The 20,548-nt window shown below is 58.8% G+C and carries 20 protein-coding genes and 2 rRNA genes; 16 read left to right on the top strand and 6 right to left on the bottom strand.

Features of this window, described 5'->3' with window-relative positions; all coding sequences use genetic code 11:
• Positions 1-16: 16 nt before the first annotated feature.
• The 7 genes from AQ621_RS01640 to glp all read left to right on the top strand — a co-directional run bounded on the left by AQ621_RS01640 (position 17) and on the right by glp (position 5,580).
• On the top strand, positions 17-715 hold the full coding sequence (locus AQ621_RS01640) for an ABC transporter permease (RefSeq protein ID WP_058339990.1): 699 nt from the start codon (positions 17-19) through the stop codon (positions 713-715).
• Entirely contained in the window at positions 712-1,455 is a 744-nt protein-coding gene (locus AQ621_RS01645) for an ATP-binding cassette domain-containing protein (protein ID WP_058339991.1), read from the top strand. Before AQ621_RS01640 ends, AQ621_RS01645 begins: the two co-directional genes overlap by 4 nt.
• Positions 1,456-1,497: 42 nt before the next feature.
• Entirely contained in the window at positions 1,498-2,304 is an 807-nt protein-coding gene (locus AQ621_RS01650; protein WP_058339992.1) for an ABC transporter substrate-binding protein, read from the top strand.
• Positions 2,305-2,368: 64 nt separating this feature from the next.
• Complete coding sequence (locus AQ621_RS01655; protein WP_058339993.1) at positions 2,369-3,238, top strand: formate dehydrogenase accessory sulfurtransferase FdhD; 870 nt, start codon at positions 2,369-2,371, stop codon at positions 3,236-3,238.
• Positions 3,231-3,818 (top strand): molybdenum cofactor guanylyltransferase MobA, encoded by a 588-nt coding sequence (gene mobA / locus AQ621_RS01660; protein WP_058339994.1) that lies wholly within the window; start codon positions 3,231-3,233, stop codon positions 3,816-3,818. Before AQ621_RS01655 ends, mobA begins: the two co-directional genes overlap by 8 nt.
• Entirely contained in the window at positions 3,815-4,306 is a 492-nt protein-coding gene (gene mobB, locus AQ621_RS01665) for a molybdopterin-guanine dinucleotide biosynthesis protein B (protein ID WP_022989811.1), read from the top strand. Before mobA ends, mobB begins: the two co-directional genes overlap by 4 nt.
• The gene (gene glp, locus AQ621_RS01670) at positions 4,303-5,580 is read left to right on the top strand and encodes a molybdopterin-binding protein (protein ID WP_058339995.1); all 1,278 of its coding nucleotides are present in this window, start codon (positions 4,303-4,305) and stop codon (positions 5,578-5,580) included. Before mobB ends, glp begins: the two co-directional genes overlap by 4 nt.
• Here the strand turns inward: glp and AQ621_RS01675 are convergent, their stop codons facing one another.
• Genes AQ621_RS01675 through AQ621_RS01690 form a run of 4 tightly spaced genes read right to left on the bottom strand, consistent with a single transcriptional unit; the run spans position 5,581 to position 9,599 of the window.
• Entirely contained in the window at positions 5,581-6,057 is a 477-nt protein-coding gene (locus AQ621_RS01675; protein ID WP_022989813.1) for a DUF6505 family protein, read from the bottom strand.
• On the bottom strand, positions 6,054-6,758 hold the full coding sequence (locus AQ621_RS01680) for a biotin/lipoate--protein ligase family protein (RefSeq protein WP_058339996.1): 705 nt from the start codon (positions 6,756-6,758) through the stop codon (positions 6,054-6,056). The genes AQ621_RS01675 and AQ621_RS01680 overlap by 4 nt, the downstream gene beginning before the upstream one ends.
• The gene (locus tag AQ621_RS01685; RefSeq protein WP_082640833.1) at positions 6,755-7,600 is read right to left on the bottom strand and encodes an Mrp/NBP35 family ATP-binding protein; all 846 of its coding nucleotides are present in this window, start codon (positions 7,598-7,600) and stop codon (positions 6,755-6,757) included. Before AQ621_RS01685 ends, AQ621_RS01680 begins: the two co-directional genes overlap by 4 nt.
• Before the next feature lie 19 nt (positions 7,601-7,619).
• A complete protein-coding gene (locus tag AQ621_RS01690; protein WP_058339997.1) occupies positions 7,620-9,599 on the bottom strand; it encodes a 4Fe-4S binding protein in 1,980 nt (659 codons plus the stop codon).
• A gap of 142 nt (positions 9,600-9,741) precedes the next feature.
• Between AQ621_RS01690 and AQ621_RS01695 the strand changes: the two genes are divergently transcribed.
• The 9 genes from AQ621_RS01695 to AQ621_RS01730 all read left to right on the top strand — a co-directional run bounded on the left by AQ621_RS01695 (position 9,742) and on the right by AQ621_RS01730 (position 17,088).
• The gene (locus AQ621_RS01695; protein ID WP_058339998.1) at positions 9,742-10,320 is read left to right on the top strand and encodes a DUF3305 domain-containing protein; all 579 of its coding nucleotides are present in this window, start codon (positions 9,742-9,744) and stop codon (positions 10,318-10,320) included.
• Positions 10,320-10,943 (top strand): DUF3306 domain-containing protein, encoded by a 624-nt coding sequence (locus tag AQ621_RS01700; RefSeq protein ID WP_058340021.1) that lies wholly within the window; start codon positions 10,320-10,322, stop codon positions 10,941-10,943. Before AQ621_RS01695 ends, AQ621_RS01700 begins: the two co-directional genes overlap by 1 nt.
• Positions 10,944-11,035: 92 nt before the next feature.
• The gene (locus AQ621_RS01705) at positions 11,036-11,647 is read left to right on the top strand and encodes a TorD/DmsD family molecular chaperone (protein WP_058339999.1); all 612 of its coding nucleotides are present in this window, start codon (positions 11,036-11,038) and stop codon (positions 11,645-11,647) included.
• Positions 11,648-11,688: 41 nt separating this feature from the next.
• Positions 11,689-11,877: a hypothetical protein gene (locus tag AQ621_RS01710; RefSeq protein ID WP_022989820.1), complete on the top strand. Its 189-nt coding sequence runs from the start codon at positions 11,689-11,691 to the stop codon at positions 11,875-11,877.
• An 87-nt stretch (positions 11,878-11,964) separates the two neighbouring features.
• Complete coding sequence (locus AQ621_RS01715) at positions 11,965-14,850, top strand: formate dehydrogenase subunit alpha (RefSeq protein ID WP_058340000.1); 2,886 nt, start codon at positions 11,965-11,967, stop codon at positions 14,848-14,850.
• Positions 14,851-14,865: 15 nt separating this feature from the next.
• A complete protein-coding gene (fdh3B, locus tag AQ621_RS01720; protein ID WP_036219858.1) occupies positions 14,866-15,474 on the top strand; it encodes a formate dehydrogenase FDH3 subunit beta in 609 nt (202 codons plus the stop codon).
• Positions 15,475-15,561: 87 nt separating this feature from the next.
• Positions 15,562-16,734 (top strand): formate dehydrogenase subunit gamma, encoded by a 1,173-nt coding sequence (locus tag AQ621_RS01725; RefSeq protein ID WP_058340001.1) that lies wholly within the window; start codon positions 15,562-15,564, stop codon positions 16,732-16,734.
• Positions 16,731-16,856, top strand: coding sequence for a hypothetical protein (locus AQ621_RS17885; protein WP_022989824.1), 126 nt, complete (start codon positions 16,731-16,733; stop codon positions 16,854-16,856). Before AQ621_RS01725 ends, AQ621_RS17885 begins: the two co-directional genes overlap by 4 nt.
• Positions 16,840-17,088, top strand: a complete 249-nt coding sequence (locus AQ621_RS01730) for a sulfurtransferase TusA family protein (protein WP_022989825.1) — start codon at positions 16,840-16,842, stop codon at positions 17,086-17,088. Before AQ621_RS17885 ends, AQ621_RS01730 begins: the two co-directional genes overlap by 17 nt.
• Before the next feature lie 100 nt (positions 17,089-17,188).
• Here AQ621_RS01730 and rrf read toward each other — a convergent pair.
• Together rrf and AQ621_RS01740 are read right to left on the bottom strand one after the other, a co-directional pair.
• Positions 17,189-17,302, bottom strand: a 5S ribosomal RNA gene (gene rrf, locus AQ621_RS01735).
• Positions 17,303-17,423: 121 nt separating this feature from the next.
• A 23S ribosomal RNA gene (locus tag AQ621_RS01740) occupies positions 17,424-20,315 on the bottom strand.
• Between the last annotated feature and the right edge of the window lie 233 nt (positions 20,316-20,548).

The raw sequence follows: 20,548 nt of genomic DNA on the forward strand, positions 1-20,548 counted from the left end.
ATAAGGAGACGCAGCTTTGGAAAACAATGCGTTCTATGTAGCACTCTCGCTACTGTTCAACCTGGATGCAGCACTGTTCCAGATTGTGATGCTGTCGCTACAGGTATCGCTACTGGCAGTCCTGATCGCCGCTGTGCTGGGCTTTCCCCTTGGCGCAGCGGTCGCGCTTTGGCGCTTCCCCGGGCGTGGCGGGGTCATTGTCATGCTCAACGCCCTGATGGGGTTACCACCGGTGGTTGCAGGGCTGATGGTTTATTTACTGCTTTCCCGCGCCGGCCCGCTGGGCGAACTGGGGTTTCTGTTTACGCCGGGGGCCATGGTCATTGCCCAGGTAGTGCTGGTGTTACCCATCCTGGCCGCCCTTTCGCGCCAGAAGGTCGAAGAGATGCTGGGCGAGTACCGGGAGCAGTTTGTTTCTCTGGGCATGTCACGGGCTCGCATGATGCCCACGTTATTGTGGGATGCCCGGTTTGCCCTGCTAACCGTGCTGCTGGCCGGCTTTGGCCGGGCCAGTGCGGAAGTCGGCGCGGTAATGATGGTGGGCGGCAACATTGATGGGGTTACCCGGGTAATGACCACCGCTATCGTACTGGAAACCGGCAAGGGCAACCTGCCGCTGGCACTTGGACTTGGCATTGTGCTGCTGACGCTGGTGATGCTGATTAACGCCGGCGCCTACATGGTCGGTGAACTGACCCGGAGGCGGACAGGATGACCTCATTGAGCGCCTCACATCGGGTTTCCTTAACCATTGCCCCTCCGCCGGCACTGCGGTTTGAGGGCGTGGCCTTCAGCCATGAAGACAAGGTGCTGCTGGGGCCCTGCTCCTTCACCCTGGACGGCATTGGCCCCACCCTGGTGATGGGGCCTAACGGAGCCGGAAAAAGCCTGCTCCTGCGGTTGGCCCACGGATTGCTTTCGCCCAGTCAGGGGAAGGTCTCGTGGTCCGGCGGAACACCCCCGCGCCAGGCCATGGTATTCCAGCAACCGGTGCTGTTGCGCCGCTCCGCAGTGGCAAACCTCATCCACGCTCTGGCCGTGAATAATGTTCCCCGGCGGGAACGCGGCAAGCTCGCGCTTGGCGCCCTCGAACGCTTTGGCCTGGCCTCCTGCGCAAAGACACCGGCCCGGTTGCTCTCCGGCGGCCAGCAGCAGCGCCTGACGCTGGCCCGAGCCTGGGCACTTTCGCCCCAGGTTCTGTTTCTGGATGAACCCACTTCTGCGCTTGATCCGGCAGCCATCAAGGCGGTAGAGACCGCCGTCCGTGATTTTCACCAGCGGGGAACCCGCATCGTGATGACCACCCACGATATCCACCAGGCCCGGCGCCTTGCCGGCGATGTGTTGTTTTTATCGGGCGGAAAGCTGCGCGAGCACACTCCTGCCGAAACCTTTTTCAACCAGCCCGCTTCCCCGCAGGCTCAGGCATTTGTGGCCGGCGAACTGGTCGAATAGTTGTTCCGAAAGATGCCCTTACCCACGAACGGAGAAAACAAAATGAAAAAAACCCTGAACCTGGTACTTGCCGGTGTGACGGCCATGGGCCTGGCACTCAGCGCCCATGCCGAGGATTACATTACCCTGGCCTCGACAACTTCCACCGAGAATTCGGGGCTGTTCGACTCCATTTTGCCCAAGTTTGAAGAAGCCTCCGGTATTGCGGTACGGGTGGTGGCCGTGGGCACCGGCCAGGCGTTTGAACTTGCCCGCCGGGGCGATGCCGACAGCCTTCTGGTGCATGACACGGCCGGCGAGAAGCGGTTTGTCGAAAACGGCTACGCCACTGAGCGCGCCGATGTCATGTATAACGATTTCGTGCTGATTGGCCCGGAGAGTGATCCTGCTGACGTCCGCAGCGCAAAAACGGCAGCGGAAGCCTTCGCAGCCATTGCCAATGCCGAGGCACCCTTCACGTCACGGGGCGACGATAGCGGCACCAACCGCGCTGAACTGCGCCTCTGGGAAAATGCCGGGGTTGAGCCCGGCGGCGACTGGTACCGTGAACTGGGCAGCGGCATGGGGCCAACCCTGAATACCGCAGCGGCCATGGATGCCTATGTCATGTCAGACCGGGCAACCTGGGTAGCCTTCGGCAACCACCAGAATCTCACCCTGGTCTTTGAAGGCGACGATGTGCTGTTCAACCAGTATGGCAGCCTGTTGCTGTCTGAAGAAAAGCACCCTCACCTCAAGCACGACCTGGCCACCAAGTGGCACAACTGGTTGATTTCAGAAGACGGCCAGCAAGCCATTGCCGACTTCAAGGTGAATGGAGAACAGCTGTTTTTCCCGAACGCCAAATAGGCTAATCTCTGGCAATCTATGTAGAGGCTGCGTTCTGCAGCCTCCATAAGACGGCCAGAGCAAAATGACGATTGAACCCCTGCTTCCAGATCCTCACGACCCCCGGCTGTCCCGTTCAGTCGAGGGCGTTGACGAAACCGGTCAACCGAAGTCCCTCAGTGTTATCGAAGAACGCCCCCTGACCATCTACCTGAACAGTCAGGAGATCGTTACGGCCATGACCATCGGCGATCACCCGGAATACCTCGCTCTTGGCTTTTTGCTCAATCAGGGCATGCTGAAAGCAACCGACCAGGTTACCGGCATCGATTACGACGAAGAACTGGAAGTGGCCGTGGTTCGCACCGCCGGCACCACAGATGTCGAAGACAAGCTGGAGAAGAAAACCCGCACCTCCGGCTGCGCCGTTGGCACCGTGTTCGGCGATATGATGGCCGGCCTTGAAGGCCTGGCACTGCCTGATACCCCGGTGCACACCAGCACCTTCTACGACCTTTCTTACCAGATTAACCACACCCCCAGCCTGTACATGGAAACCGGCGCCATCCATGGCACCGCGCTGTGCCAGGGCCGGAACATCCTGGCCTATATGGAAGACGTGGGCCGCCATAATGCCGTCGACAAGATCGCAGGCTGGATGTATATCAACGGCATTACGGCAGCTGACAAGGTACTCTATACAACCGGCCGCCTGACATCCGAGATGGTGATCAAGACTTCCTTGATGGGCATTCCGACGTTGATCAGCCGGTCCGGCTTCACCGCCTGGGGCGTGGATATTGCCCGGCAGGTCGGGCTGACCCTGATCGGGCGGATGCGAGGCAAGAAGTTCACCTGCCTCAGTGGCCAGAACCGACTGGTGTTCGACCAGGACCTGTCACAGGTGCCGGATGAAGACAAAAAAATGCGTCGAAAAGGGGCTGAACATGAGTAAGTGCGCCGTCATCCTGGCCGGCGGCCAGGCCAACCGCATGGGCGGTGTTGATAAAGGCCGGTTGATGCTGGGCGATCAGTCCCTTATTCAGCGGGTTATCGGCCGAATTACGCCGCAGGTAGACGCCGTGGTGCTAAATGCCAACGGCGACCTGGGCCGCTTCGATGATCTGGGCTTGCCCGTAGTTGCCGACTCCATACCGGATTACGCCGGGCCCCTGGCTGGTATTCTGGCAGGTATGGACTGGGCCGCTGAACAGGGCCATGACTGGCTGTTCAGCGTGGCGGCAGACACGCCGTCATTCCCCCTCGACCTGGTCGAACGCCTGTCCGGCGTCGACGCTCCAGTGGTACTGGCGGCAACTCCGGACCCGGAACGTGGCCGGATCCCCCAGCCAACCTTTGGCCGCTGGGATGTTTCGCTGCGAAACGACCTGAGGGCTGCCCTGAACGACGGCGTGCGCAAAATCCGCCAGTGGACACTGGCCCATGGTGAGTCGCTGGTAATGTTCGATGAGGTCGACTTTTTCAACATCAATACACCGGAAGACCTGGCCTGGGCGGAGCAGCACCTGAAATGAATGTGATCGGCATCGTAGGCTGGAAAAATTCGGGCAAGACCACCCTGGCCAGCGCAGTGATTCGTGAATTATCCGCCCGGGGCCTGAACGTCAGCTCGATCAAGCACGCCCATCACCTGGTGGATGTGGACCAACCGGGAACCGACAGCTACAAACACCGGGAGGCCGGCGCACAGGAGGTCATCCTGGCAGGCGGCCAGCGCTTTGCCATCATGCATGAACTCCGGGGTGCCAGGGAGCCGACGCTGGACGAGTTGCTAACCCGGCTGGGCCCCTGCGATTGGGTTGTGGTAGAGGGTTTCAAAACCCACTCTCACCCCAAAATCGAGGTGCACCGAAAGGACAGCACCCGCGCCGCCCTGTATCACGAGAACTCCAGCATTGTTGCCGTCGTGGCAGACTATGCTGCGGACTTCCAAGGCCCGGTTTTCGACATCAACGATGTCTCCGGAATCGCTGACTTTATCCTGAAGCGTGAACCGTCATGAACAGCAGCGCCAATCAAGAAAGCACCGTAAAACCGCTTCGTAACGACTGCTTTGCCCTGCCTCCCGGCGTGAACTGGACGCCGGTAGACGAGGCACTGGAGCGTTTGCGATCCCGTTTACACCCGGTGGTAGGGGTGGAGCACGGCGTTCCTCTCTCGCAGCTGAACGGCTGCATACTGGCCACCGACGTGTTTGCTCCCCGAGCCCATCCGCCCAGCAACAATTCCGCGGTTGATGGCTATGCGTTTGCCGGCCCCCTGACCGAAGCGCCTTGCGCACTGCCGCTGGTAGACGGCCGCAGCGCCGCCGGTGAACCCTATAGGGAACAGGTTCCCGCAGGCCATGCCATCCGCATCCTCACCGGCGCAGTCATGCCGGCAGGCACAGACACGGTAGTGCTGGAAGAAGACTGCGAAGTCATCAATGGCCAGTTGCACCTGAACGGCACACTGAAGGCAGGCGCCAACCGGCGCCTGGCCGGAGAGGATATCCAGGTGCAGGACCGGATTCTAAACGCCGGTACCCGCCTGACGCCCACCCAGATTTCCGTACTCGCCAGCGTGGGCGTGGAATCCGTTGACGTTTACCAGCGCCTGAGGGTTGGCGTGCTGTCAACCGGCGATGAAGTAAAGCCCGTTGGCGCTCCGGTCACTGACTGGCAGATCTACGATGCCAACCGCCCGATGCTGAGCTCAATGATCACGCAGCTGGGCTATGAACTGGTCGACCTAGGCCATGTGCTGGACCGGCCTGAAGCCGTGAAAGAGGCGCTGGAGCGTGGCGCGGAGCAGTGCGACCTGATCCTCACCAGCGGCGGTGTTTCTGCGGGGGATGAAGACCACGTGTCGAAAACCCTGAAAGCCCATGGCGAGATCAGCAACTGGCGCATTGCCATCAAGCCGGGCCGCCCCCTTGCACTGGCCATGTTCAAGGGCACACCCGTGGTGGGCCTGCCGGGCAACCCGGTTGCCGCCTGGGTTTGTGCATTGCGCTTTGGAGCGCCCGCCATGGCCTTGATGGCCGGTGCGGAATGGTTTGAGCCCCAGGGTTATCTCGTGCCGGCCAACTTTTCCAAGAACAAGAAACCGGGGCGCAGCGAGATGTTGCGCGCCCGTGTTCGCGATGGAAAAGTTGAGGTATTCGGTTCCGAAGGCTCCGGGCGGGTCACCGGCCTGGCCTGGTCTGAGGGCATGGTCGAGCTGGACGAAAGCGCCCGGCAGATCGAACCGGGCACCCCGGTAAAGTTCATTCCCTACGGCAGCTTCGGTCTGTAATCAATCGACGCTGCCGTGCACCGCAAAGGCCTCCAGCGACGCATCCTGCGGGGCCCGGGAGCGGTAGGTTTCCTCCACGCCCAGATCGGTCAGCCGGCGGCTGACCATCAGCAGGGTATTGTCTTCGAAGTCCTCGCACATGGTGCGCATCTGGTCGATTTCTTCGCAGGCCACGGGGTAGGCCGCATCAATATCCGGCGCGCCGTATATCTCGACAAAGGTTTGCGCCAGGGTCCGGCGTAACTGCTCCAGTTCCGCTTCGGTGATGTTGCACACCCCCACAAAACTGGCCCGGCCACCAGACTCGATGCTGTACCAGCCGTTGCTGAAGGCCTGGCGGGCCTTGCCCTTCAGGTCTGCTTCGGTCCAGTTGGAAAACTCGAAGCCGCCGGAAATGGCCCACTCACCACTGGGGGCGGGGTTTTCAAAAACATTTTCATCGGATACGTCCAGCCTCAGGGTTCGTGCCAGCTTCATACATGCTCCGCGAATTCAATCAAGCTCACTGTTTCGGTCATCACACCCTCACGCAGCAGCATCCGGCCTTTTTCATCCAGTCCAACAAACAGCCCGGGTTTTGGATACTCGATCGTTTTGCCCAGGGTGTCGCAGCGGGGCCGCCATTCGTTGTGTACCCGCTCGAACCCGCTGTCCAGGAAGTAGGTCAGCCATAACAGGGTGTGCTTGGACCAGCTTTCCAGCAGCGCCATGGGCATGATATCCACACAGCCTTCTTCGTGCAGGCAGGTTTCATTCGGGTTGGCACCCGGCTCACCGACTGCCGGGGTAAAGGGCACATCAATGCCAATCACCAGCCAGTTAGGGAAGGCTTTCGGATCGGATACGTCCGCCGCAAAGCGGACGCTGCCGCAGACAGCACCGTTCACCTTGATGCGATCGGGCCACTGGAAATGTACCGGCACTTCCGGTGGGGCCAGGGCGCCGAGGCTCTCGGCCAGGCCAACCTGGGCCACGTAGACTGCCTGGATGGCTTCTTCCAAAGACGTTTCCGGTGCCAGCACCAGGGCCGCATGCAGGGTGTCGGGGGCCTCCGAGTAGAACACCGTACCCGAATCAACCCCGGCAATGGCCCGGCTGACCGCCTTGGCAAACGGATCCATGTGTCTGGGCACCGCTTCGCCCGTGAGCAACGGCGGAAACTGGGGTGACTGCATCATCGGATGGCCCGGGCGTAGACGTCAGAGGCGATGATTTCATCGGCAGTGCGCTGGAAGGCTTTTGCCTGTGGGCTCTCGGGCTTGGAGACCACGATCGGCACACCGCCGTCCGAACCCAGCCGGATATCCAGGTCCAGCGGAATCTCTCCCAGGAAAGGCGCGCCAAGTTTTTCAGCCTCGGCCCGGGCACCGCCGTGCCCGAACGGGTGGTGCTCTTTGCCGCAACCGTCACAGATAAACGATGCCATGTTCTCGATCAAACCGAACAGCGGCACACCCATGCGCTGGAACATGTCGATGCCCTTGCGTGCATCCATCAGGGCGATGTCCTGGGGCGTGGAGACCACCACGGCACCGGCCACAACGAATTTCTGGCTCAGAGTCATCTGCACGTCACCGGTCCCCGGGGGCAGGTCCACCAGCAGAACGTCCAGCCGGCCCCACTCCACCTGGTTCATCATCTGTTGCAGGGCGCCCATCAGCATGGGGCCACGCCAGACAATGGCTTCGTCTTCCGGAGCCATCAAACCCAGAGACATCAGGGTTACGCCGTGATTGCGCAGCGGCAGGATAGTGTGGCCATCGGGGCTGGACGGGCGGCCTGAAACACCTAGCATGCGGGGCTGGCTGGGGCCGTATACGTCGGCATCCAGCAGCCCTACTTTCAGGCCCTTCGAGGCCAGCGCAACCGCCAGGTTCGACGCCACTGTGGACTTGCCCACGCCGCCCTTGCCCGAGGCAATGGCAATAATCCGGTCAACGCCTCTCGGGTTCTTGTCCTGTGGCCGCGGCGCGTCGGTGCCAATCAGGTTTTCTTTTCCTACTTCGGTGTATTGAACCATGTTACTTCCCGTTTAGTGTTCAGCTGTCCCGATAGTCGTCACTGGTGCGAACCCGGGGGCGCTCACCGCCCGCCATGGGGGCGTTGTTGCCATGGTACTGGGCCTTGACCCGGCAGTCGTCGCACATTTTGATCAGCTGAACATTATCAGATTTGGTGTACATCCAGTGCTGGTTCTCCAGCTTTTCAACAATCCGGTTAATGGTGCTGGCAACACCAAACGGCTTACCACACTGGATGCACTCGAAGGGTTCCTCGCCATGTAACGCCCGGGGGCTCAGCGCGTCTTTCGACAGGTCCAGCTGGGGCTTCAGGGTGATGGCCGTCTCGGGGCAGGTACTCTCGCAGATGCCGCACTGGACGCAGGCGTTTTCGGTAAAGCGTACTTCTGGCCGATCAGGGTGATCACCCAGGGCCCCGGTAGGGCACAGCGACACACAGGCCAGGCAGAGCGTGCATTTGTCGGAATCAATCTCGATGGCGCCATAGGGTGCGCCGGCCGGCAGCGGAATCGGCGCTTCGATGTTATCTGCCATCGCGTTGGCCGTTACCCGGGTGATATCACGGCGCCCGCCCACCAACAGTACCGGTTCACTCACCCGCCCGGCGTTGTCGCCGGCGGCGCAGAGTTCGATGGCTTCGATAACCCGAACCCGGCTGGGAGAGTTCCGGGTGCCCGTAAGCATGGCCTGGGCCAGCTCAACTTCCGCTGCAACCGCCCGGCGGTCGATCTCGTTGTCCGGCAGGATCAGCACTTCCGCGTAACCGGCACCGAAGGCTGCCATGATTTCGGCATGGCCAACCCGGTCGATGTGCTCCAGGCCGAGCGGGATCAGATCGTCTGCCAGGCCATCGTCGTAACGGGCCAGGTAGGCAATCGCCTCAGCGCCGGCGTCCAGGGTGTGAAACACCAGCCTCGGGGCCTCGCCAGATTGCTCGCGATAAATCCGGGCCATCACCTCCAGGTTTCGTGTGATGGCTTCAAAGGAGGTCTCGTTCATGGTGATCGCAGAGGTCGGGCAAACCGCCGCGCAGGATCCGCAACCGGCACAGATATCCGAGTCGATCTGGATATGGTCACCGGCAGAGAAAATGGCCTCGGTGCAGCATACGTCCAGGCAACGGGTACAACCCGGCTGATTGGCCCGGGAATGGGCACACAGGGATTCTTCCAGCCGGAAGTACACGGTCTTCTCGAACTCGCCCACCAACTCCCTTGCGTTCAGGGCAATGCGCTCAAGCTCCCCGGTCCTGGCCGGGTCGGCCCAGAAGTATCCATTACGTTTCTCGTGGCTGGGGAATGCCGGACCCATGCCGCGCAGGTCGATAAAGATGTCACATTCACTGTGGGCGGTGGCTTTCGCCTCGCCGTAACCGGGCTCGCCCCGGCCGGCGGGATTCAGCATCTGCAGGCCGGAGAACTCCAGCTTGAAGTTGCCCAGTGCGCCATAGGCACTGGTCAGCTTGCCCTTCGCCACGTCATAGGCTGCCGAGGGCAGTTGTACCGGCCCCGCATAACTGACGATACAGGTCACACCGAGTTCATCCTGAACCAGTTCGGCCATGCGTATGGCCTGCTCGGTGGGGCCGACAACGCAGCATACGCCGCTGGAACGGATGGTTTTCACCGGTGCCATGGGGGCCGGCAACTGAGCCGCAGCCATCAGCGCTGCCTGCTTGGCATGGAGGCGTTTCGGATTAGCCTGCGGCGCACTCCATCCCGCGCGATCCCGGATATCGAGGGTACTCAGGGGCGCGGAATGCTGGATCTCCGCCTGTATATCCTCGCCCAGGCGCTCGAACAGAGCCGCCTGCTGGCCACAGGCAATAAGTACTTCGTTTGCGCCACTCAGGTGCTCCGCAGCGGTTTTCATGTCTGTGCCGCACAGCTGGTCCACCACGATGACCTGCTCGGCTGCCGCGGCCGCCTGCAGTGCCTTCGGATCAAAGCTCTGTGTTTTGTCACAGGTGCATAACAGTAGGGTCTTGTGTGCCGTCATCAGGAATTTGGCTCTTTTCGTTGTTTTTCTGCGTATACAGATTAATTCTGACTTTCGAGCATGCCACAGGCTTTTACGTAAGGACAATTGGATAATTGTTTGTGTCCTGCTAGCTTAGGGCTATAACAAAACGAGAATTCCCATGAGCAGTCGTACCGAGCATTGGAAACGTGAGTTACAGGTGGGGGCCGTTGTACGCCGCACCCCGGGGATAACCCGCTGGGCGAAGGACATCTGGAAGCCCGTGGCGGTGATACCCGGCGCTCCGGAGGCGTTCTGGAAAGAGCTGGTTCGCGAGGGCGAAGTGGTCGATTACCACGCGGGCACGGTCACCATGGAGTTGTTCCGCGCGGATGTGGAGGGCTACCTGGTCTCCCTGAATATGGCCGTGCCTTCAGTCTGGATTGTCATGGACAAGGACCAGACCGGCCAGTCCCCGTCTGGCTGGGTCGTAAGCACCGTTACCGCCAGTGCCCATGAGGCGCTGGATTCCCTGGATAGTGGTGAAAGCATTGTCGAACCGGTTCCGATTCCCGAGTCCCTGGCGGCCTGGATCAAGGAATTTATCGATATGCACTACATCGAGGAGCCCTTCAAGAAACGCCGTCGCAATGAGGTTGCTGTCGACACCGTCGAAGACGGCAAGGGCGACCCCCGGATTCGTCAGGAAAGCGACGTTTACCGCGCCCCTTCCAATATCAAGAAGCCGAGGGTTCAATGATGGCTGAGTCACGTCTTCAGCGCTGGGCGCGCAAAAAGGCCGAGGCTGGCAAACCGGCCGAACCTGTTCCTCCCCAAAGCAATGACCCCGAGCCTTCACCCGAGGAACAGGAGCTCGCTCTCAATGAAGCCCTGCCCGAGCAGGAGGTGCTGGCAAAGTATAATCTGCCCGATCCGGACACCCTTGAACTGGGTGCGGACATCACCGGCTTCATGCGTAAAGAGATTCCGGAATTACTGCGCCGCAAGGCCCTGCGGGCACTCTGGAAAACCAACCCGGTATTGGCGGTGCTGGACGGCCTGAATGACTACGACGAAGACTACACGGATGCCGCCCTCGCCACCAAAACCGTAAACACCCTGTATAAGGTGGGACAGGGCATGTTCGATAAGAACGCCCGCCGTGAAGAACAGGGCGACACTCAGACCGAGCCCCAGGCGAGCTCTCCAAACGTGATTCCCCCTGCCCCGAAACAGGCGCCACCTGTGAGCGCTGACAATGAACCGGCACCCGAAACCTCGGTCATACCTTCCGCAGAGCCTTTCCCGGCCGAGCCGGCTTCTTCCGAAACCCAGGAAGAGTGGGAGCCACGCTACAGGCCGAGGATGCGTTTCGAATCCTGACGGCCGGAAGTATGATTGCACCGGATACAGGTTAGGGCTATAACTTACAAATGACTGTCTGAAAGTCGTACAAAAATCCGAAGGAAAAAGACTTGTCTGATACCGCTGCACTTCAATGCCCCCGTTCGATCACTGACGAAGACCGCGCCCGGGCCCAGATCTACCAATTACTGGCTGTATTGTTAAGCAGCCCGCCTTCGGACGAGCTGCTTAAAGGGCTGGCGTCCTTGCAGGGTGACGACACCCCCCTGGGTTCCGCCTACAAAAACCTGGCTGCCCTTGCCCAACGTACTACGGCCGTCGACGCCGAGCAGGAGTTCAATAACCTGTTCATTGGCGTAGGCCGGGGTGAGCTGTTGCCCTATGCCAGTTATTACCTGACCGGCTTCCTGAATGAGAAACCGCTGGCAGACCTGCGTACCGACCTGATGGCCCGGGGAGTCAAGGTCAGCGACGGCGTTAAAGAACCGGAAGATCACATCGGTACCCTGTGTGAAATCATGGCGGGCATTATTACCGGCGAATTCGCCTGTGACAGCGATGTGTCATCACAGAAAGCTTTTTTTGACGCCCACATAACAAAGTGGGCGGCGTTGTTTTTTACGGATCTGGAAGAAGCGCAAAGCTCAGTCCTCTACGCTCCGGTCGGCTCGCTGGGCCGTGCTTTTATGGCGGTAGAGGCGGATGCCTTTGCAATTCAATAACCGGGATCTGCCCGATCCCTTAACTCAGGTGGAGGAGTCCGATGGACAGCCCGAAGCGTGAAAACAGTCGGCGCCGCTTCCTGCAACTGGCCGCATCTGCAGCACCCGCTGCTGTTGCCATGGCCGTTGCACCGAACGCTGCAGCCGGGGTGGCAACAGAAGCCCCGAAAAGCAGCGGTCTGCGCGACACTGAACACACTCGCAAGTATTTCGAATCGGCTCGCTTTTAAGGATGCGTGAATCATTCAAGGTTGCGTGACGCTCTTGGATGATCACACCTCCGGAAAAACGAGAATAAAAAGAGAGAGGTAGGTGACATGTTACGGAAGAAGACCAACGGGGTTGCGAAAGGCCCCCGTGCGGGATCTTTACTTTCATCCCTCGCTGCCAAGACTATGGACCGTCGTAGTTTTCTGGCGGCTTCCGGTGTAACAGTGGGAGGCCTGGCGGCCTTGTCACTGACGTCGGGGCGGGTTCAGGCAGCAACTCCGTCGAACGAAGGCGGGGAAATTGTCCTTAAAAAGTCTGTGTGCACCCACTGTTCGGTTGGTTGCACCGTGGTTGCCGAGGTTCAGAATGGCACCTGGGTAGGCCAGGAGCCCGGCTGGGACAGCCCGTTCAACCTGGGTTCACACTGCGCCAAGGGCGCTTCTGTGCGTGAACACGCCCACGGCGAGCGGCGCCTGAAGTACCCCATGAAAATGGTCAATGGCCAGTGGCAGAAGATCTCCTGGGACGACGCCATCAACGAAATCGGCGACAAGATGTTGCAGATTCGCGATGAGAGCGGCCCGGATTCGGTGTACTGGCTGGGCAGCGCGAAGTTCAACAACGAACAGGCGTATCTCTACCGCAAATTTGCGGCTTACTGGGGCACCAATAACGTCGACCACCAGGCCCGGATCTGCCACTCCACCACAGTCGCCGGTGTAGCCAACACCTGGGGCTACGGTGCGATGACCAACTCGTACAACGACATCCACAATTCCAAGGCCATTTTCATTATCGGGGGCAACCCGGCCGAGGCGCATCCGGTGTCGCTGCTGCACGTCCTGAAAGCCAAGGAAGAGAACAACGCGCCGCTTATCGTTTGTGACCCGCGCTTCACCCGCACGGCCGCCCATGCCGACGAATATGTGCGCTTCCGGCCCGGTACCGACGTAGCCCTGGTTTGGGGACTGCTCTGGCACATCTTCGAAAACGGCTGGGAAGACCAGGAATTCATCCGTACCCGTGTGTACGGCATGGAGCAGATCCGCGAAGAGGTGAAACGCTGGAACCCCGAGGAAGTCGAGCGGGTAACCGGCACCCCTGGCGCGCAGCTTGAGCGTGTCGCCCGCACTCTGGTCAATAACCGTCCGGGAACCGTTATCTGGTGTATGGGTGGTACCCAGCACTCCAACGGTAACAACAACACCCGTGCGTACTGCATCCTGCAGCTGGCGCTGGGCAATATGGGTGTAGCCGGCGGCGGCACCAACATTTTCCGTGGCCACGACAACGTTCAGGGCGCTACCGACCTGGGCGTACTGGCAGATACCCTGCCCGGCTACTATGGCCTGGCGGCCGGCTCCTGGGCCCACTGGGCACGGGTCTGGGAAGAGGACCTGGATTGGCTGAAAGGCCGGTTTGCCACCATGGACAAGAATGGCAAATCCAAGGCCATGATGAACGAGAAGGGCATCCCGGTATCCCGCTGGATTGATGGCGTACTGGAAGCCAAGGAAAACCTCGAGCAGCCCGACAACACCCGGGCCATGGTGCTGTGGGGCCACGCGCCCAACTCGCAGACCCGTATGCTCGAAATGAAAGAAGCCATGGAGAAGCTGGACCTGCTTGTGGTTGTTGACCCGTTCCCGACCGTGTCAGCCGTGCTGCACGATCGCAAAGACGGTGCCTACCTGCTGCCGGCAACCACCCAGTTCGAGACCCGCGGCTCAGTAACTGCCTCGAACCGCTCCCTGCAGTGGCGGGAAAAGGTGGTCGAGCCACTGTTCGACTCCAAGGTCGACCACGAAATCATTAAGCTGTTTGCGGACAAGTTCGGCTTCACCGATCGCATGTTCCGCAATATCGCCATTGAGGGCGACGAACCGGTGGTGGAGGACATCACCCATGAGTTCAACCGGGGCATGTGGACTATCGGCTATACCGGCCAGTCGCCTGAGCGCCTGAAGAAACACATGGCCAACCAGCATCACTTCGACAAGACCACCCTGCGTGCAGTCGGTGGGCCTTGCGATGGCGATATCTACGGGATGCCATGGCCGTGCTGGGGCACTCCGGAGATGAACCATCCGGGCACACCGAACCTGTACGACATGTCGCTACCGGTGTCCAAGGGCGGCCTGACTTTCCGCGCCCGCTTCGGTGTTGAGCACAACGGCAATAACCTGTTGGCTGATGGCGTGTACTCGAAGGATTCCGACATCAAGGACGGCTACCCCGAGTTCACCATGCAGATGCTGATGGACCTGGGCTGGGATAAAGACCTCACAGCCGAGGAGCGTGCCAGCATTGATGCGGTTGCAGGCCCCGAGACCAACTGGAAAACGGACCTGTCCGGCGGTATCCAGCGTGTAGCCATCAAGCACGAGTGCGCACCCTTCGGTAACGCCAAGGCCCGCGCCATCGTCTGGAACTTCCCGGACCCCGTGCCGCTGCACCGTGAGCCTCTATACACCAACCGTCGAGACCTGGTGGCGGATTATCCCACCTACGCCGACAAGACCTTCTGGCGGGTTCCGACCCTGTACGAATCCATCCAGCAGAAGGACTTCAGCAAGGACTTCCCCATCATTCTGACCTCCGGCCGCCTGGTCGAGTATGAAGGTGGTGGTGACGAGACCCGCTCGAACCCCTGGCTGGCAGAACTGCAGCAGGACATGTTCATCGAGGTGAACCCGCGTGATGCCAACAACCTGAACATCCGTGACGGCAACGACGTCTGGGTGTCCGGCCCTGAGGGCGCACGCATCAAGGTTAAGGCCATGGTTACCGAAAGGGTTGGCGAGGGCGTTGCCTTCATGCCATTCCACTTCGGCGGGCACCTGGAAGGAAAGGACCTGAGGGACAAATACCCGAAAGGTGCGGATCCTTACGTACTGGGTGAATCCACTAACACCGTTCAGACATACGGGTACGACTCGGTCACGCAGATGCAAGAGACCAAGTGCACCCTGTGTGCGATCGAACCAGCATAACAAGAGGTGTAGACCATGGCACTTGAAGGACAAGCAAGAGCAAAATTCCTTTGCGACGCCGAGCGCTGCATCGAATGTAATGCCTGCGTAACGGCCTGTAAAAACGAGCACGAAGTCCCCTGGGGCATCAACCGTCGCCGAGTGGTAACCATCGAAGATGGCAAGCCGGGCGAGCGGTCGATCTCGGTAGCTTGCATGCACTGTTCAGACGCGCCCTGTATGGCGGTTTGTCCGGTGGACTGCTTCTACCAGACCGAGGACGGCATCGTGCTGCATTCCAAGGACCTGTGTATCGGTTGTGGCTATTGTTTCTACGCCTGCCCGTTCGGTGCACCACAGTTCCCGCAAGCGGGCAACTTTGGCAGCCGCGGCAAGATGGACAAATGCACGTTCTGTGCAGGCGGTCCTGAGGAAGACAATTCCGCAGCCGAGTTTACCAAGTACGGCCGCAACCGTATTGCGGAAGGCAAACTGCCGATCTGTGCGGAAATGTGCTCTACCAAAGCCCTGCTTGCCGGTGACGGCAACGAGGTGGCGGACATCTATCGCCAGCGCGTGGTGAACCGTGGTTTCGGTTCCGGCGCCTGGGGATGGGGCACAGCCTACGAGAAGAAAGGTGCATAAGCTGATCTGAAGAAGTTCCGGAGCTCGCCGAGCTCCGGAACTTCTTCAGCCACAACGCCTTCTTGTTGATTCCGCTGGAGTACTCTGATGAACAAACATCTGTTGGGTGCCGCTGCCCTTGTGCTGGCGTCACTGATATTCAACCCTGCCTGGGCGCAAGAGGGCCCGGAGGTTGACCGCACAGCAACCGGGGGTGCCCAGACCCTCGAAGATATCATGCGCCGCCAGGAGCAGCAGAAACTGGACGACAGTTTCCGGTCCGAAAATCTGGGCAATCCTGAGAAGGCGGCACCAATCACAGAACAGCTGGGAACCCGGGGCGGCGTCTCGGATGCCGACACCTGGCGCGCGATTCGCTATAATCAGATCGACCCCACCGTGCAGTCTCCGGGCCCGGCCAATGGCGTCATGATCCAGGACGGGGGCATCAGTTGGTACAAACTGCGGGAAGGACCCATCATCACCTGGGGCGGTGGTGCCCTGCTGGGGATCATCGTGCTGCTCGTGGTGTTCTACTTTGTGCGTGGCAAAATCATGATTGATGGCGGCCCTGCGGGCACGACCATTGAACGATTCAAAGCCATAGAGCGGTTTGGTCACTGGCTGCTGGCCGGCTCGTTCATAGCCCTGGGCGTAACGGGGCTGCTGACCTTGATGGGCCGCAGTTTCCTGATCCCGGTGATCGGGCACGATGCCTTTTCGACCCTCGCAGTCGGTTCAAAGTGGCTTCACAACAACATTGCCTGGGCGTTTATGCTCGGCTTGGTGATGACGTTCGTGATGTGGGTAGCACACAACATACCCGACAAACTCGATTGGCAGTGGATCAAGGCGGGGGGCGGCATCTTCACCAAGGGCCATCCATCGGCCAGGAAATTCAACGCAGGCCAGAAGGTTGTTTTCTGGACCGTGATGCTGCTGGGTGTGTCTGTCTCGCTTTCCGGATTATCCCTGCTGTTCCCGTTCCAGATGCCTCTTTTCGGCGACACCTTCGGTGTCATCAACAGCATTCTGGGCACAGGCCTGCCAACAGAGCTGACACCACACGAGGAAATGCAATATGCCAACATCTGGCATTCGATCGTGGCATTCGTGATGATGCTGGCCATCATCGCCCATATCTATATCGGCACTATTGGTATGGAAGGCGCATTCGATGCGATGGGTAGCGGCCAGGTTGACCTGGAATGGGCTCGACAGCACCACGACCTCTGGGTAGAAGAGGAAGAGGCCAAACAAGGCAAAGGAGGATCATCATGAAGGTAATGATTTCCGCATTTGTCGCAGCATTGATCATAGCCTCGCTCGCCCCGGTTGTTCTGAACCAGTTCGGCTGGTCTTCAGCGGAACAGGGCAGCAGTGAGAGTGTACGACTTGACTGATCAAACCGAGGTATACCAGATCGATGCCGTCGGTTTGGTATGCCCCCTCCCTATTCTCCGCTTCAAGAAACGCACCCAGGGGTTACCCAGCGGGACCCAGGTCGAGTTCCTGGCCGATGACCCCAGTGGCCGTAAGGACATGCAGGCGCTGTGCGATATCACAGGGCACCGAATTGAATGGATTCGCGAGGAGGAGGCCGGCGTGCTCCGTTATCGGATTTGCCTGGCTTAGAGAGAGTGCCTTTGGATTCTTTCTGCAGACTTTCATTTTTCCCAGACCTGAAATGAAAAAACCCCCGGCAGCAACGCTGTCGGGGGTTTTGGTATTAAGGGCCTGACGATGACCTACTCTCACATGGGCGAACCACACTACCATCGGCGCTGGTCTGTTTCACGTCTGAGTTCGGGATGGGATCAGGTGGTTCCAGACCGCTATGGTCGTCAGGCAAAACGGATGATCACTGGGGGACGAGTTAGAACGGTCAGTTTGGACTGACAGCGATATTGATTTCTTTGAGCGTGGCGTTTGCCTTGCTCTGCGTTATCCGCAATTGTCTTGGGTGTTATATAGTCAAGCCGCACGAGCAATTAGTACTGGTTAGCTCAACGCCTCGCAGCGCTTACACACCCAGCCTATCAACGTCCTGGTCTTGAACGGCTCTTCAGGAGGCTCAAGGCCTCAGGGAGATCTCATCTTGGAAGGGGCTTCCCGCTTAGATGCTTTCAGCGGTTATCCTGTCCGAACATAGCTACCGGGCAATGCCACTGGCGTGACAACCCGAACACCAGAGGTTCGTCCACTCCGGTCCTCTCGTACTAGGAGCAGCTTTCCTCAAATCTCCAACGTCCACGGCAGATAGGGACCGAACTGTCTCACGACGTTCTAAACCCAGCTCGCGTACCACTTTAAATGGCGAACAGCCATACCCTTGGGACCGGCTTCAGCCCCAGGATGTGATGAGCCGACATCGAGGTGCCAAACACCGCCGTCGATGTGAACTCTTGGGCGGTATCAGCCTGTTATCCCCGGAGTACCTTTTATCCGTTGAGCGATGGCCCTTCCATACAGAACCACCGGATCACTATGACCTACTTTCGTACCTGCTCGACGTGTCTGTCTCGCAGTCAAGCGGGCTTGTGCCATTACACTAACCGCACGATGTCCGACCGTGCTTAGCCCACCTTTGTGCTCCTCCGTTACGCTTTGGGAGGAGACCGCCCCAGTCAAACTACCCACCACACAGTGTCCTCATCCCCGATAAGGGGACCAAGTTAGAACCTCAAACATGCCAGGCTGGTATTTCAAGGTTGGCTCCACTCGAACTGGCGTCCGAGTTTCAAAGCCTCCCAGCTATCCTACACAAGCATGCTCAAAGTTCACTGTGAAGCTATAGTAAAGGTTCACGGGGTCTTTCCGTCTAGCCGCGGATACACCGCATCTTCACGGCGATTTCAATTTCACTGAGTCTCGGGTAGAGACAGCGCCCCCATCGTTACGCCATTCGTGCAGGTCGGAACTTACCCGACAAGGAATTTCGCTACCTTAGGACCGTTATAGTTACGGCCGCCGTTTACCGGGGCTTCGATCAAGAGCTTCGCACGAGTGCTAACCCCATCAATTAACCTTCCGGCACCGGGCAGGCGTCACACCGTATACGTCCACTTTCGTGTTTGCACAGTGCTGTGTTTTTAATAAACAGTCGCAGGGGCCTGGTATCTTCGACCGGCTTCCGCTCCACCCGCGGGGGTTTCACGTACACACCGGCGTGCCTTCTCCCGAAGTTACGGCACCATTTTGCCTAGTTCCTTTACCCGAGTTCTCTCAAGCGCCTTGGTATTCTCTACCTGACCACCTGTGTCGGTTTGGGGTACGGTCTCGAATAGCCTGAAGCTTAGAAGATTTTCCTGGAAGCAGGGCATCAATGACTTCGCGCCCTTGGGCACTCGTCGTCACGTCTCAGGATTGTGGACCCGGATTTGCCTAAGTCCACTCCCTACTCGCTTAAACCGGGACAACCGTCGCCCGGCTCACCTAGCCTTCTCCGTCTCTCCATCGCAGCTATCCAAGGTACGGGAATATTAACCCGTTTCCCATCGACTACACCTTTCGGTCTCGCCTTAGGGGCCGACTCACCCTGCGCCGATTAGCGTTGCGCAGGAACCCTTGGTCTTCCGGCGTGCGGGTTTTTCACCCGCATTGTCGTTACTCATGTCAGCATTCGCACTTCTGATACCTCCAGCAAGCTTCTCAACTCACCTTCGCAGGCTTACAGAACGCTCCCCTACCCCGCATACAATGTATGCAGCCGCAGCTTCGGTGACCAGTTTGAGCCCCGTTACATCTTCCGCGCAGGCCGACTCGACTAGTGAGCTATTACGCTTTCTTTAAAGGATGGCTGCTTCTAAGCCAACCTCCTAGCTGTCTGAGCCTTCCCACATCGTTTCCCACTTAACTGGTACTTTGGGACCTTAGCTGGCGGTCTGGGTTGTTTCCCTCTTCACGACGGACGTTAGCACCCGCCGTGTGTCTCCCGGATAGTACTCACAGGTATTCGGAGTTTGCATCGGGTTGGTAAGTCGAGATGACCCCCTAGCCGAAACAGTGCTCTACCCCCTGTGGTATTCGTCCGAGGCGCTACCTAAATAGCTTTCGGGGAGAACCAGCTATCTCCGGGCTTGATTAGCCTTTCACTCCGATCCACAAGTCATCCCCTGGCTTTTCAACGACAGTGGGTTCGGTCCTCCAGTGCCTGTTACGGCACCTTCAACCTGCTCATGGATAGATCGCCCGGTTTCGGGTCTATGTCCAGCGACTGATTCGCCCTATTCAGACTCGGTTTCCCTACGGCTCCCCTAAACGGTTAACCTCGCCACTGAACATAAGTCGCTGACCCATTATACAAAAGGTACGCCGTCACAGAACAAGTCTGCTCCGACTGCTTGTACGCATACGGTTTCAGGGTCTATTTCACTCCCCTCACAGGGGTTCTTTTCGCCTTTCCCTCACGGTACTGGTTCACTATCGGTCAGTCAGGAGTATTTAGCCTTGGAGGATGGTCCCCCCATGTTCAGTCAACGTTTCTCGTGCGCCGACCTACTCGATTTCACTGGACTCAGGTTTCGGATACGGGGCTATCACCCACTATGGCGGCTCTTTCCAGGGCCTTCTCCTACCAGTTGTCCAGCTTAAGGGCTGGTCCCCGTTCGCTCGCCGCTACTTAGGGAATCTCGGTTGATTTCTTTTCCTCGGGGTACTTAGATGTTTCAGTTCCCCCGGTTCGCCTCTTACACCTATGGATTCAGTGTAAGATACCTAACCGAAGTTAGGTGGGTTTCCCCATTCAGAGATGTCCGGATCACAGCTCGTTTGCCAGCTCCCCGAACCTTATCGCAGGCTTCCACGTCTTTCATCGCCTCTGACTGCCAAGGCATCCACCGTATGCGCTTAGTTGCTTGACTATATAACCCCAAGACAACTGTGTTCCCTTTATCGACGTCCGGGTAAACCAGGAAATCCATAACGGGAGACAGTTACTTGAAGCGATATAACAACCACTTCAACGACAACACCGGATAACGCTTGAAATCGCTATCACTTTGAACAGTTTCTCTCGGAGATAATGAGAGAAATCTATTCGTGTTCTATCTCGTCCAATTTGTTAAAGAGCAAATCTGACCCAGTGATCAGAAAG

It is taken from the genome of Marinobacter sp. P4B1, from assembly GCF_001447135.1.
GTDB classification, from domain to species: Bacteria; Pseudomonadota; Gammaproteobacteria; order Pseudomonadales; family Oleiphilaceae; genus Marinobacter; species Marinobacter vinifirmus.